Origin of the sequence: Sorangium sp. So ce448 (assembly GCF_051520915.1) — a bacterium.
Taxonomy (GTDB): domain Bacteria; phylum Myxococcota_A; class Polyangia; order Polyangiales; family Polyangiaceae; genus Sorangium; species Sorangium cellulosum_B.
This window is the reverse complement of the sequence record NZ_CP150343.1, coordinates 2,561,274-2,574,151: the sequence shown is the minus strand read 5'-3', so window position 1 is coordinate 2,574,151 and position 12,878 is coordinate 2,561,274. Positions and strand designations below refer to the sequence as shown.

Below are 12,878 nucleotides of genomic sequence, written 5' to 3'. Positions count from 1 at the left end.
ACGTCCTCAGCGCCGTCGCTCTTCCTCTGTCCGGCTCTGTCCGACCCGCGAGACCACCTGTTTTTGCAGCTTCGTCAGGATCCGGAGCAGATCGCGCAGGTCGGTCGGGCTCAAGCTCAGCAGCGCGCTCCGGAAGATCTCCATCGGTTCGACCTGGATCTCGCGGGCGAGCCGCGCCCCCTTCTCGCTGAGCCGGATGTGGACGACGCGCCGGTCGGCCTTCGAGCGTTCGCGGCGGACGAGCCCCTCTCGCTCCATGCGATCGACGATCCCGGTCACCGTGCTGTTCTGCGCCCGGATGCGCTCCGACAGCGTGGACAGCGAGAGATCCTGGAACGACTCGAGCAGCTTGAGGATGGTGAGCTGTGGCCCGGTGAGGCCGAATCCGCTCGCCATGCCCTTCGTGAGCCTGCGCGACTCCGTGTAGAGATAGATGATCATCTCCACGATGGCGTCGATCTCCGGCCTCTCGGGCGGCGGCAGGGTCGCTGTCACGATGCTTCGTGTACGAAATATTCGCTCCCCGGGGGAAGCGCAACCTGGATCTACCGCCGTCCCAGCCGCGGCTTCCCTGTCGCCCGGTCTGCCCGGAGCTCCCGGATGCACCACCTCAGCGCCTCCTGGAGGTCCCGATGCACCTGGACGGACGAGAGCTCGACGCCCAGCGACGAGGCCGTCTGCGCCACCTGCGGCTGGACCCCGGCCACGACCCCTTGCGCGCCGAGCAGCTCGATCGTCTGGAGCATGCTGATGAGGTGCTGCGCCGTCGTCGAGTCGACCTCTTCGACCCCCGTCACCTCGACGATCGCGTAGCGCGACTTCGTCTCGACGATCGTGCGCAGCAGCTTCTCCGTGATCTCTGTCGCCCGGTGGCGATCGATGCTGCCGACGAGCGGCAGCACGAGCACGCTGTCCCAGACCTGGATGATCGGCGTCGACAGCGTCTCGATCGCGGACTCCTGCCGCGAGATCACCGCGCGCATCGACTCCTGCTGCTCGACCACCGCGCGCAGCGACTCCTCGGCGCGCATGCGCTCCAGCGTGATCGCGAACATCTCGCCGATGACCTGGAGCAGCGCCCGGACGCTCTTGTCCCACGCGCGGGTCGATCGCACCGCGTCGAGCCCCACGACGCCCAGGAGCCGCCCCCCGTACGCTGCAGGCATCCGGACGAGCGAGGCGATCCCGAGCTCCGTGAAGGCCCGCCGCTCGCTCGCTGCCTCCTCCGGCAGGTCGGCCACGCGCGGGACGTCGCACACCTCGAGGCGGAACAGCCGCTCGACGAGCCACGGATACACGTCCCTGGACACGACTCCCCGCTCCGCGCGCAGCGACGGCACCCCGTCGGCGCACCACTCGTGCGTGTTCAGGAACCGTCGCCCGTCCTCCGCCAGGAGGAACAGGCTCGTCCTGTCGGCGCGCAGCGCCTTGCCGAGCTCCGCGAGCGCCGAGTGGAAGCCGCGGTCGACGTCCGAAAGCTTCACGTTGATGAAATGGGCCGAGATCGACGCGACAAGCATCTTCGTCTCGATCCGCTGCATCAGCGCCCGCTCGAGGCGCTTCTGCTTGCCCACGTTGCGCGCCCACCCGTACACGAGCCCCTCGCTCGGCACCGAGAGCATCGACCACGACAGCCAGACGTAGAGGCCGCTCCTGCTCCTGCACCGGTTCTCCAGCCCGAGCGTGACAGGCCCCTGGCGGAGCCGATCCATCTGCTCCCGGGTCGCGACGACGTCGTCCTGATGCACGAGATCGAGGAGGCTCCTGCCGACGAGATCCCCGGTCCCGAGGCCGAGCGTCCGCTCCCAGGCGCCGCTCACGCGCAGGAACGATCCATCGCTCCGCAGAACACACAGCGGATCGGGACAGACAGCGAAGAACCTCTCTACGTCCGCTTCGTTCGCAGGTGTGTCCATCGCCGGTCGCCTTACCCAGCCCACACCCCCACGCTTAGGTCTCCTTGACGTCCTCGAACGTCGTCCGCGCGGCCACGTGCTCCTCGTTCAGGTTGAGCAGGATGGGCAGCGTCTCGTGCTGCCAGTCATCGTCGAGGATCCGCCGCACGGTCACCCGGCCGGGGACCAGGTTGTACACGGCGTCCACGATATCCATGATGACGTAGAAGCCGTTCGAGTTGCAGAACCGCATCTTCACGAAATCCATCACCGTGGACGTGATCGGGTGCTGCGGGAGGACTCGGGCGAGCTCGTCCAGGTAGCTCGACAGGTACCGGTACGGGTTGTCGATCCGGATAGCGCCCTCGAAGGTCAAGACGAGGCGGTTGTCGTCATCGAGCCGGGCGACCGACTGAAAGACGCTCAGCCCGCCATCCGTGATTTCTCCATAGCTGAGAGCCTTCATACGCGACCTTTCGTGAAAAACATACGCAGCCTTTTCAAGGGAAAGTAGCCTGGACGACGAGGATTCCATCGACGTACTGCGTCGAGAGATGGAACTTGTTCTCGGCGGTCAACCGAATGAGCCCTAGACCGCCCCTGCGTCGATCGTTGCGCCGCTCGCGCACCGTCCTGGCAAAGAGCTCTCTCGGGTCCTCCGCGGCGAAGATCTCGTCGAATACCGCCTTGACGGTCCGGTACTCTTCCGGCGTAACGCGGTTGGATACCTTGATGAGCAATCGATCCGGATCGATGCTCAGATCGAGCCGCACCTCGCTCTCACGCTCGGTCCCGTGCTGGAGCACGTTGGTGACCAGCTCCGTGACCACCACGTTGACCTTCTGGCAGATCCGTCTGGGATAGAACCTCACCAGCAGCGCGTCCAAAAAGTTCGCAAGCAGGCCGGCCACGTCGCCCGTGATGTGATCGATCGGAGATATATATATCGATGCACCGACCGACGTCTGCGAATGATTCTTCTCGGGCTTCATCAGGCGCACCTTCGCAGGATGATCAGTGTGATGTCGTCGGCGTCCGCCACCCGGAACCGCGTGTAGTCCTCGATGCACCGGTCGAGGATCACCTGCACCGGTTCCTCGCTGTGCTTGACGACGATTTCGTTGAGACGTTGCACGGAATATATCTCCCCGCTCGCGTCCTGCGCCTCGAACATCCCGTCTGTGTACAAGGCGAGGACGTCATCCTCCTCGAACGGCAGCTCGAACTCGTGAAATGGCTTGATGCGCAGACCGATGAAGTTGCTCACCCGGTTGAACGAGCGAGGCGTACCGCGACGGACCAGGAGCCCGTACCCTCCGCCCGAGACGTAGCGGAGGAATCGGTCAGTAAACATGACGAAGTTCACCGTCGCGTAACGGCGAACCTCCCGGAGGAACGAGTAGGCGCTCCGGTTCACCCAGTCCACGATCGCCCCCGGGCTATCCAGCCGCTTGGTAGCGTGGGCGAACTGCGCCTTCAAAAACGCCATGATGAGCGCCGACGATACTCCGTGACCTGAGATATCGTAAACACCTATCGCGTGGCGCTCGCCGGGAAGGTAGAAGAAGTCGTAGTAGTCTCCTCCGACCTGGGCGAGCTGCTTGTGGAAGATGGCCATGTCGAAGGACGAGGCGATGGCCCCGCTCGCCTCCGGAAGCAGGGCGCGCTGGACCTGCCGCGCCACCGCAAGGTCGTCGTCGATGGCCCGGTTGTACCCTTCGAGCTCGTTCTCGATGCTGGTCGCGTGTTCCAGGATCGCCTCGTGCACCAGGGAGAGGTCGTCGAAGTCGAGCTTCAGCTTGTCGACGTACTCCAGCAGCGCGTTGCAGCGCTCCATGAAGTCTGTGAAGTTCCCCTCGTCGCGGAGCAAGGTGTTCCACGCTTGCCGCTCCTTCACGATCGCCCTGATGGCATCCAGATTGCTCTGCTTCTGCAGGAAGCCTCTGGAGTGCATCGAGCTGATGTCCTTGGGTGCAGTCATGGCTCGACCTGGACGCGATTCGGGTTGGACGGAAGAACCCATCCGATCTCAATCACAGAGTATCATCTCGAAGTTCTGATTGAACTTCTTCAGGTTGGGCAGCGACTTCCCCTGCCACGGGATGGACTTCGACCCGCGGACGATGAGCTGGAGTTCGCCCTTCTTCCTGGTGGCGATCGCGAACTTGTAGAGGACGTTGATCCCGGAGCTGTTCAGGAAGTTCAGCGCCCTGACGTCGAGTGTGATGGTGGGAGGGTTCGTGGCCAGGACCTTGTCGAGCAGCTCCTCGATGGGGGCGTACTCGGTGGTGCCGCCAAGACGAAGGATTCCTTCCAGGTACACCACCACCTCAGAGGGATCGTACCAAACCCGGTAGTTACCACCTTTGATTTCCATTCTCGACCTTTCATTCAAAATAGGAATCCTGGCCATCGTCTTGATGCTGAAGCTGTTGACCGAGATCGGGTCCAGCTTCCAGCCAAGACTGACACCGTAATCATTCATGATGATGAGATACCCGAGCCCCGACCCGGCGTTCTCCGCGTCTTCGGCGTTCGCCTCCGCCTGCCGACGCAGGAGCTCCCCAGGGTCCTCCTGTGTGAGCTCTAGGAGCTTCTCACGAAGCGAGGGGACAGCGGCGTTCGTGATCTGGTTGCTGACGAGGCACACCAGGTCCTCACGCCCGATACCCACGGTCACAGTGATGTCACCGTGCTGATTGAACTTGACGGCGTTCTCAACCAGTTCGTTCAGAACGTACCCGATGGCGCCTGAGACCTCGTCTCGGCTGATGAGCCTGTCCTCGCCGTCGATCTCCGGAAAGAGCTCGCCGAAGTACTCGGCCATGAAATTGGCCGTCAGGTTACAGAGGCTCCATCTCACCGCGAACGAGTCGGGGTACAACGTCAGCGACATGTGTTCGCTGAACGAATCGTCTAAAGAGTAGACGCCGATGATTTCGCTCATGGTAATGCCCAGTCTCCCCCTTGCTCATACCCTCTTAATGACAAGTACAGTGATGTCATCATGGATTTTGTTGTAGCCTACGTGCGCCAAGACGTCCTCGATGATAGCGTCCTTGATCTCCCGCGAGGTTCTTTGGTGGTTTCGCGAGATCACCTGACACAGACGGTCGATTCCGTACTGTTCCTCTGAAGAGTCCTCCGCCTCGGTGATGCCGTCGCTGAAGAGCGTCACGACGTCCCCGGGCGCCAGCTTCACCTCGATGCTACCGATGAAATCGCTGATATCCAGGTCGATGCCGATCGGCAACCCGAGCCCCATGGTCTCGACACGATCGAGGGTCCCGTCCTTCCTGACGATGATCAGGTCCTCGTGCTGGCCGGTGAGCTGGAGCTCGCCGTCGCTGTAGTCGAGCAGGGTCAAGGACAGGTTCTTGTCCGACCGGATGCGCTGGATGTTCTGGTAAATGACCTTGTTGACGATGCTCAGGAACTTCTTCGGATCCCGCTCGTTGGCCGCGAGCAGCGTCCGGACGGCCGTCTGGACCATGAGCATCAGCACGCCGCTCTCCAGCCCGTGGCCGGTGACGTCGCCGATCCCGATCTTGACGAGCCCGTCGCTCCGGAGCACGTCGTAGTAGTCCCCGCCGACCTCGTCGGCGGGGGCCATGTAGCCCGAGATGTCGAGGCCCGGGATCTCCTGGAGCTCGCTCGGCGCAGGGAGCACCATGAGCTGGAGCTGCCGCGCGACGTTCAGCTCGGCGCCGAGCCGGATGTTCTCCTGCGCGAGCTTCGCGTTCAGCTCGCTGATCTCCTCGTTCGCCTTCTCGAGTGCCCGCGTCCGCTCGCCGACGAGCTCTTCGAGGTTGTTCGTGTAGGCCTCGATCTCGCTCGCCATGTCGTTGAACGCGACGCCGAGCTGCCCGATCTCGTCCGCGGAGTTCACGTCGATGCGAACGCCGTAGTCGCCCTCCCGCATCCGCGTCGCGCCGGTCGAGAGCGCGACGAGAGCGCCGGTCATCTTGCGGGAGACGAGGTATACGCCGAGCATCAGCGCGAGGAACGAGGCTATCGTGACGAGGATCTGCTTCGTGACGATGCTGGTCCGGCTCTCCTCGATGGCACGCTGCGATGCGAGGAGCGACGCGTAGAGCTCCTTCTTCGGCACGACGAACCCGAGCGTCCACTGCTGCGACTCGATCCGCGCGCCTGGACCAGCCCAGCTGTTCACGGGAGCGAGCCGCTGCAGAGCGATGATGTACGCCTCTCCGGCGATCATCCGCTCATGGTAATCTACGTTATCGTCGCTGGGCAGCGCGATCATCGCGACTGCGGGGTCACTGCTGTCCTTGAGCCGACGCTGGAGGACACCCACCCCCTCGCTCTGCCCCGCGCCGCCTTCGGCCCGGAGGTGCAGCGTCGTGACGCCAAGGTCGTTCACGGCGAGCACGTTGCCGTCCGCCTGGGTCAGGAAGGCGAAGCCGGCGTTCGCCAGGCGGACGTCCTTGATCGACGCGACGAGCTGCGCGAGGGTCAGGTCCAGCCCGAGCGCGCCCGCGAACTTGTCGCGCCCCTTGCTCCAGATCGGATGGAACGCGGTCATGATCATGCCGCCGCCCCCCGCGTCGTCGTAGGGCGCCGTGACCGTCGTCTGAACGGGACGGCTCTCCAGCCCTCCAGGCTCCTTCAGCCACTCGCTCCAGCTCTCGACGAGGCCGGGATAGAAGAAGTCGTACCACCGCTTCTCGTTGTGCCCCGGATAGAGCTTATCGAACGTGCCCCCCATGTCGAGGTAGGGCGCCACCCGGACGAACGGCTGCTCCGCGCTGTCGGCGTAATAGACCTGGAGCTTATCAGCCCCGTACTTCTGGAACGACGGAAGGATGAGGTCGAGCAGCGCGGTCCTGTCCACCGCTCGCTGCACGTCAGGCAGAATCTGGCCGTCCTTGCCGAGGTAGCCCCAGACGCCGAGGACGGTCGGCTCGTCCGGGCCGTTCTGCCACCAGTTGCTCTTCGAGTTGTAGACGAGCTTGTCGCGGAAGAAATCCGTGCTGGCGACCTTCTTGTGCAGCTCGTCGAGCTGGTCGCCTTGGTCCACCATCGTCTGCATGATGGCGGCCAGCATCCTGAGATCGGCATAGGCGTGGCCCAGCTTCAGGTTGACCTGCTGCGCCGTGTCGCCGAGGTGGTTCGTCAGGTACTCGCGGTTCGCCTCGTTCAGCCCGCCTTCTATCTCGCGGGCGGACTTCTGGCTGAGCTCATGCAGACCTTGCCGAGCTACGAGGACGTTCAGGAGGGCACCGAGCAGCACGCTGAACCCGGTGACCAGCATGAACTTCGTATTGAATTTTCTGAGTCCAAAGAAGAAGCCACGCCGCCGAGGCTCCTTCCGTGTCTCATCAGCAGGCGAGGTCACGTATGAGTATCTCCCACTGAAACGAGCGCAGTTCCCACAAAACGTCCTACATCATCTTCACTGGCTTGCGCCCCGAGCCCGCGTAGATGGGCCACGACGCCAGTCCTTTCGGATTGGTGATGGTCGCCATGTGGACCTTGAGGCCTGCCGAGATCTCCTGGTGAAACTCCGGAAGGGTGCCCGCCGTGGCCGCCATCTGGCTCGTCCCGTTGATCCAGCTCTCCACGACCCGGGCAAAGTCGTAGCAGTCGGTGTTCATGTTGGTGATGTCGATGAGGTTGATCTTGAGGTCTTCGAGGCCGGCGTCCGTCAGCACCTGCCGCGTCTTCATCCCTATATCGAGATCCATGCCGACCATCTTGCCGAGTTCGAGGATGCGCTGGTAGGTCGCGCGGATGAGCTCGTGGTCGGGCCACCCGTAGTTGCACGACATCATCTCGTTCGTGATATAAATGCGTCCCCCCGGCTTGCAGATGCGATAGAGCTCCTGCATGATCATCTCGGGCTGGTGAAAGACCTGGAGCGCGAGGCGGCATGCCACGAAATCGAACGAGTTGTCCGGCAGGAGGAGAGTCGCGGCATCGCCGTACTGGTACTCCACGTCCTCCATCGCGAGCCGCTTCGCCATCTCCTGCGCATAGCGGAGCGATGGGCGGGAGTGATCGACGCCGACCAAGTACTCGGGCTTGAAGTCCTTCTGGAGCATCACCGCGAAGTACCCGAGCCCGCAGGCGATGTCCGCGATCCTCATCCCCGGCATGAGCCCGTGGTGCGGCAGTATCTTGCGCTCGTGCTCCCAGATGATCCGCTCCTGCAGCCGGAGCACGTCGATGAACTCGGCGTCTTCCAGCATCCGCTGGATCGGATAGAACGCCATGTCGTAGATCTCGACAGAGACGTTGGTATAGATCTCCGCGATCACCTGAAACTTGCGGATAGCCCAGGGGATAACGCTCGAAATAATGAGCTTAATCTTGAGGTTAGGACGCGCCTCGACCGCCCAGCGAACGAACCTGTTGATCTCGAGGAACGCGACGTTGTTCATGTACTTGAGACGCTTGAAGTCCAAGCACAACTCGCCCCTCGCGCTCTTCGCTGCCGTCTCCAGCGTACCGCGGATGGCCCTCATCTGATCGGCGCCAAAAGGCCGCAACATGCCTGACAGCGCGACCTCTTGATCCGTCTGGTCGACGCGCATGCTGAACGTGACCTGCGAGCGCCACGACGGCAGGCCGCTCGAGGAGGAAGGCGGCACGACGGATTCGCGACCGATCGAAGCAGTCATAATTCGTCTACCTCAGTGAACGGGAACTGAATGGCCAGCAGAAGCTGGCCCCCGCCAGCGGGTTCGGTGATGCTCAGTTTGGAGCCGTACACGACCGCGAGCTCCAAGAGCCCAAGCGCCTGCGCGTCATCGTCCGGGACGTCGTTCTCGAGCTGTTCTCGATACCAGGACATCGGGTCGGGCTGATTGACCAGCTGGACTGCGTGATTATAAAACTTCGCGCTCTGTTCGTTGACCGGAACCTCGGCCTCGACGAAGATATGACTCTGACTCTTCCGGAACCGAATCTGTATTTCGCCGCATGGCCCGTGATTTCGAAAGACGGCCTCGAGCAGCTCGTTAAAGAACGTCGACAACAAGGTTGCATGACGCTCGGGGTCGTCTTCGTTGGCACTGGCATATCGCGCGAGAAAGTTGGCCAGCTGATGACAGTGGTTCCAACGTTTGCTGAAACCACCCACGGAGAAGTTCGCGGAGATGATCATACCGTCCACCAAAGGAGCCGGCGGCGGTCTCAACGTCGGGGCTATGTCGGCCTGCTTGGAAACGGACATCAAAGCCTCGGGGGTTGGTTGACGAGTGAGGCACGAACGAGGTTACCCGGGTTCGGGGTGCCCCGTCGAGTGCATCGCGAGGTTTCCAGCGAGCCCCATCGGGATTTCAGACGGCAGAAACGTCAGCGCCCGCCCGACGGGTTGCACCAGGCATGCCATCACGTCGCAACATTTTTGTAATACAAATCGCAAATTCGGATCTACACTGACCTTACGGTCAGGTAAATCGATGTAGGACAGCCTCCAGCAGCCTGCGGCTCGGCTCGATCGTTTCGCGCTTATCCGCGTGAAATGAGCCCTGCCTCTATCCGGACGCGACGTCATGGAGTCACCACGGCCGCCAGCCATTTTGTCCACAGAGCACCCGCTGCGGAGGCGTTTGGTTGTAATTCGAACCACATATGCACCCCGCTCGTCTTGACCGAGCGCACAGTGGTTGACCATCAGAGCATCTGGAGCTGCAGAAGAGAGGTAATCGAACGTGCCTCGCTTCTGTCAACCCTTTCCTGCGCGAGGCGAAGGCGCGCTCAGGCATCGTGTGGTCCCGAGAGTCGCCACGGGAGTGCAAGGAGATCCGTGCGCCCACCTACCGCCTAGCCCATCGCACGCCGGACCCGAGTCCGTCTCTCGCACGCGGATTCGGTATGCGGCCCATCGCGCGGAAGTCGGCGTCTCTGGGCTGCGCCGCGACGAATGAGCGCCCGCGGCCGGCGTCGGGTGTGCCTCGCGTACGGGATCGCTTCACGACATCGATGATCCTTCAGCGCCCGCTCCTGCTGCCGGGCGCCGCTCGGCCAAGGAGCGCCCTCGCCTTCGGCGCAGGCGGCTAGGCGGCGCGCGGGGTCGGACACGGCAACGATTAAGCTTGACAATCAACGACGCAGGCCGCGGGTGTTCACCGTCGCGCTGTCCAACCCGGCAGCGCACCGCCTCCCCAGCGCTGCGCGCAGCTCACCGCGCAGCGCCGCTGTGGCGCACGCGACCGGCGCCTCGGCGTCACCGCGGCGGAGCGCCGCGCCGCTCGATGGCGTCGAGCTCGTCGATCACCGCCTTCACGCGCGGATCCGTGGGGTCGACGGCGCGCGCCTTCTCGTACGCTGCGCGCGCGTCCTTCAGCTGGCCCGACTGCGCAAGGGCGTTGCCCAGGTTGATCCAGGCGCTCCCGAGCTTGTCGTCGAGCTTGAGCGCCTCGCGGTAGAGCGCGGTCGCCTTCTGCAGGTCGCCACGGAGGTGGTACGCATACCCGAGGTTCGATCGGTAGGTGGCGCGCGCCGGGTCGCGCGCCACAGCCGCCTCGAGGTGCGGAACGGCGCGCGCGGGATCGTTCGCGGCGAGGAGCGCCGTCCCGAAGTCGTTCTGCAGGCGCGCGTCCGCGGGCGAGAGCCTCGCGGCGCGCTCGTAAGCGCGGATCGCGTCGGCCGTCCTCCCCGCGGCCAGGAGCGCTGTCCCGAGGTTCGCCTGCCGCTCCGCGTCCCCGGGTGCGAGCTCTGCGGCACGCGTCAGCTCGCGGACAGCGTCTTGCAGGTTGCCGAGCGCGAGGTGCGCGACGCCGAGCGCGGAGTGCGCCTCGGCGTCGCTCGGGGCGAGCTCCGCGGCACGTGTCAGCTCACCGAGCGCCGCGTCGGCCCGGCCGAGGACGAGGAGTGTGCGACCGAGCTCGAGGTGCGCGAGCGCGTGGCCAGGCTCGAGCGTCACCGCGCGCTTCAGCTCCGGGAGCGCGGCGAGCAGCGTCCTGTCGCCCGGCGCCCCGTTGTAGTCGGTGGACACGCCTGCCCTGGCGATCGCCGCGCGCTGGGCGCCGACGATCGCCGCCGCGTCCTTCCTGTCGAGCTGCGCGGCCGCGCGATAGGCCCTCTCGGCAGCAGCGAAATCGCCGCTCGCATAGGCGGCGTCGCCCTCTTCGAGCTTCCTGTCCGCCGGCGTGCCGGTGCCGCGCGCGACGCGCGGCGGAGGGCTCGCCGCCGCGACCTCGCTGGTGGACGGCGCGTCGAGCGGGACGCCCGAGCCGACCGGCGGGCCTGCCGCGCCCGGGGCAGCGCCGCTCCCCGGAGGCGGCGCGGGCGCCGCGTTCGCCGTCTGATCGAGCCGGGCAGACGGCGCAGGGGCCTCCCCCGAGGGTCGCGGCGCCGGCGCCGGAGAGCGCGACGCTGGCGCCGCCGGGGCGCAGCCGGCGAGCGCGAGCAGGACGCCGAGCCGGCGGATCGCTCCGCAGGCGCTCACAGCTTGTACGGGGTCATCGCGTGCTCCTTGCCGTCGTACCGGAGCAGCACAGGCTTGTTATCCATCTTCGTCGCCACGCCGACCGGCCGCTTCCAGCACCGGACGAGCGCCACGAGCGTCTCGCGCGCGTAGTCGGCGCGGAGGTCGAAGCCGCCGTGCACGTGCTCGAGCAGGAGCTCTCCCCGGTTACCGTAGTTGGCGTCGACGACACGGATGTACGGGTCGCCGAAGTTCGTCAGCTGGAAGAGGAGCTTCTCCTTCACCTCCTTGAACTCGCGACTCTCGATCTCGAACCTGTCGTTCCGCCCCGAGAAGCCGAACGTGTACATCTTCTGCTCGATCACGAACTCCGGCGTCAGGAACTCGTCGATGAAGGTCACGTCGTTGTAGAGCGCGCGCACCTGGAAGATCTTCTCGCGGCCGAGGCCGAGCCGCATGTCCCAGGTGCGCTTCGCGTCGAGGTCCGCGCACTCCTCCCACTCGCGGCCGAAGCGGCCCTTGTTCCATCGCTCCTCGATGTAGCGATAGAGCTCCACGCCGACCTTGTAGGGGTTGAAGCGCCCCGGCGCCGTCGCCATGACACCGGCGTTGTTCTCGGCGTAGTCGATGATCTCCGACGCATCGAGGACCTTCTCGGTCATCATCTTCGAGTGCCAGTACGAGGCCCACCCCTCGTTCATGATCTTCGTCTGGCGCTGCGGGACGAAGTAGTAGGTCTCCTCGCGGATGATCTCGAGCACGTCGCGCTCCCACCGATCGAGCGGCGCGTGGTCGAGCAGGAACTTGAGCACGTCGCGCTCCGGGCGCTCCGGCACCTTGCGCTCCGGCTTCTTCTGATCCTGCCGCTTCTTCCGCTGCGCCGCGAGGATCTCCTCCGGGTTGATGAAGGAGTCCATGTACTCCTTGGCCCGGAGCTTGTAGGTGTCCATCGGCTCCTCCGTGGGCTCCTCGTCCTCCTTGGCCACAGGGCGGCCGGAGAAGGGGGCCCACGGGTCGATCAGGTTCTCGAGCGAGAGGCAGTGGTCGACGAACGCCTCGACCTTGTTGATGCCGTAGCGCTCGATGTGGCGCGACACGCGCGCGCCGTGGTTCGCCATCTTGTCGATCCACTTGCGGTCCGGATCGTAGGCGTCGCTCTTCCGCACCGGGTCGAGGATCGGGCCGCGATGGTCGAGATCGGTCGACCGGAAGCAGAAGTTGTTCTTGAAGAAGTCGACGTGCGCGTACACGTGCGCCATGACGAGCTTCTGGTCGGTGAGCGAGTTGCCCTCGAGGAGGTAGGCGTACGAAGGGTTGTTGTTGATGACCATCTCGTAGATCTTCGAGAGGCCATACTCGTAGCTCTTCGAGAGCTGCTCGTACTCCATGCCGAACCGCCAGTGCGGGTAGCGGCTCGGGAAGCCGCCGTACGCGGCGATCTCGTTCATCTGGTCGTACGTCAGCATCTCGAAGATGACGGGGAAGAAGTCGAGCCCGTAGTCCTGGGCGATCTTCTCGATGCGCTCCTTCTCGGTGCGCAGGTAGCGAGGAAGCGCGGTGTTCAGGGCGAACTTGCTCATACCGCT

Annotated in this window: 11 protein-coding genes; all 11 read right to left on the bottom strand. The window is 64.3% G+C overall.

Features of this window, described 5'->3' with window-relative positions; translation table 11 throughout:
* Positions 1 to 6: 6 nt before the first annotated feature.
* A complete protein-coding gene (locus WMF45_RS09910; protein WP_437716672.1) occupies positions 7 to 495 on the bottom strand; it encodes a MarR family winged helix-turn-helix transcriptional regulator in 489 nt (162 codons plus the stop codon).
* Between the two features lie 50 nt (positions 496 to 545).
* Complete coding sequence (locus WMF45_RS09905; RefSeq protein WP_437716671.1) at positions 546 to 1,916, bottom strand: STAS domain-containing protein; 1,371 nt, start codon at positions 1,914 to 1,916, stop codon at positions 546 to 548.
* 34 nt (positions 1,917 to 1,950) lie between these two features.
* A complete protein-coding gene (locus tag WMF45_RS09900; protein ID WP_012234416.1) occupies positions 1,951 to 2,361 on the bottom strand; it encodes a hypothetical protein in 411 nt (136 codons plus the stop codon).
* A 34-nt stretch (positions 2,362 to 2,395) separates the two neighbouring features.
* The gene (locus WMF45_RS09895; RefSeq protein ID WP_231864758.1) at positions 2,396 to 2,887 is read right to left on the bottom strand and encodes an ATP-binding protein; all 492 of its coding nucleotides are present in this window, start codon (positions 2,885 to 2,887) and stop codon (positions 2,396 to 2,398) included.
* The gene (locus WMF45_RS09890; RefSeq protein ID WP_437716670.1) at positions 2,887 to 3,876 is read right to left on the bottom strand and encodes a PP2C family protein-serine/threonine phosphatase; all 990 of its coding nucleotides are present in this window, start codon (positions 3,874 to 3,876) and stop codon (positions 2,887 to 2,889) included. Before WMF45_RS09890 ends, WMF45_RS09895 begins: the two co-directional genes overlap by 1 nt.
* A 48-nt stretch (positions 3,877 to 3,924) precedes the next feature.
* Positions 3,925 to 4,842 carry a slr1658 superfamily regulator gene (locus tag WMF45_RS09885; protein ID WP_012234413.1) on the bottom strand — a complete coding sequence of 306 codons (918 nt, stop codon included), beginning with the start codon at positions 4,840 to 4,842 and terminating at the stop codon, positions 3,925 to 3,927.
* 24 nt (positions 4,843 to 4,866) lie between these two features.
* The gene (locus WMF45_RS09880) at positions 4,867 to 7,170 is read right to left on the bottom strand and encodes a SpoIIE family protein phosphatase (protein ID WP_437716669.1); all 2,304 of its coding nucleotides are present in this window, start codon (positions 7,168 to 7,170) and stop codon (positions 4,867 to 4,869) included.
* Positions 7,171 to 7,300: 130 nt separating this feature from the next.
* Positions 7,301 to 8,323 carry a methyltransferase domain-containing protein gene (locus WMF45_RS09875; RefSeq protein ID WP_437716668.1) on the bottom strand — a complete coding sequence of 341 codons (1,023 nt, stop codon included), beginning with the start codon at positions 8,321 to 8,323 and terminating at the stop codon, positions 7,301 to 7,303.
* A 212-nt stretch (positions 8,324 to 8,535) separates the two neighbouring features.
* Entirely contained in the window at positions 8,536 to 9,093 is a 558-nt protein-coding gene (locus WMF45_RS09870) for a hypothetical protein (RefSeq protein ID WP_437716667.1), read from the bottom strand.
* Between the two features lie 996 nt (positions 9,094 to 10,089).
* Entirely contained in the window at positions 10,090 to 11,313 is a 1,224-nt protein-coding gene (locus WMF45_RS09865; protein ID WP_437716666.1) for a tetratricopeptide repeat protein, read from the bottom strand.
* Positions 11,310 to 12,872, bottom strand: coding sequence for a SpoVR family protein (locus WMF45_RS09860; protein ID WP_437716665.1), 1,563 nt, complete (start codon positions 12,870 to 12,872; stop codon positions 11,310 to 11,312). The genes WMF45_RS09865 and WMF45_RS09860 overlap by 4 nt, the downstream gene beginning before the upstream one ends.
* Positions 12,873 to 12,878 lie beyond the last annotated feature (6 nt).

Bases quoted from the DNA above. Each gene is read 5' to 3' on its own strand.
- WMF45_RS09905 (WP_437716671.1), bottom strand. From the start codon at position 1,916: ATGGACACACCTGCGAACGAAGCGGACGTAGAGAGGTTCTTCGCTGTC.
- WMF45_RS09900 (WP_012234416.1), bottom strand. From the start codon at position 2,361: ATGAAGGCTCTCAGCTATGGAGAAATCACGGATGGCGGGCTGAGCGTC.
- WMF45_RS09895 (WP_231864758.1), bottom strand. From the start codon at position 2,887: ATGAAGCCCGAGAAGAATCATTCGCAGACGTCGGTCGGTGCATCGATA.
- WMF45_RS09890 (WP_437716670.1), bottom strand. From the start codon at position 3,876: ATGACTGCACCCAAGGACATCAGCTCGATGCACTCCAGAGGCTTCCTG.
- WMF45_RS09885 (WP_012234413.1), bottom strand. From the start codon at position 4,842: ATGAGCGAAATCATCGGCGTCTACTCTTTAGACGATTCGTTCAGCGAA.
- WMF45_RS09880 (WP_437716669.1), bottom strand. From the start codon at position 7,170: ATGCTGGTCACCGGGTTCAGCGTGCTGCTCGGTGCCCTCCTGAACGTC.
- WMF45_RS09870 (WP_437716667.1), bottom strand. From the start codon at position 9,093: ATGTCCGTTTCCAAGCAGGCCGACATAGCCCCGACGTTGAGACCGCCG.
- WMF45_RS09860 (WP_437716665.1), bottom strand. From the start codon at position 12,872: ATGAGCAAGTTCGCCCTGAACACCGCGCTTCCTCGCTACCTGCGCACC.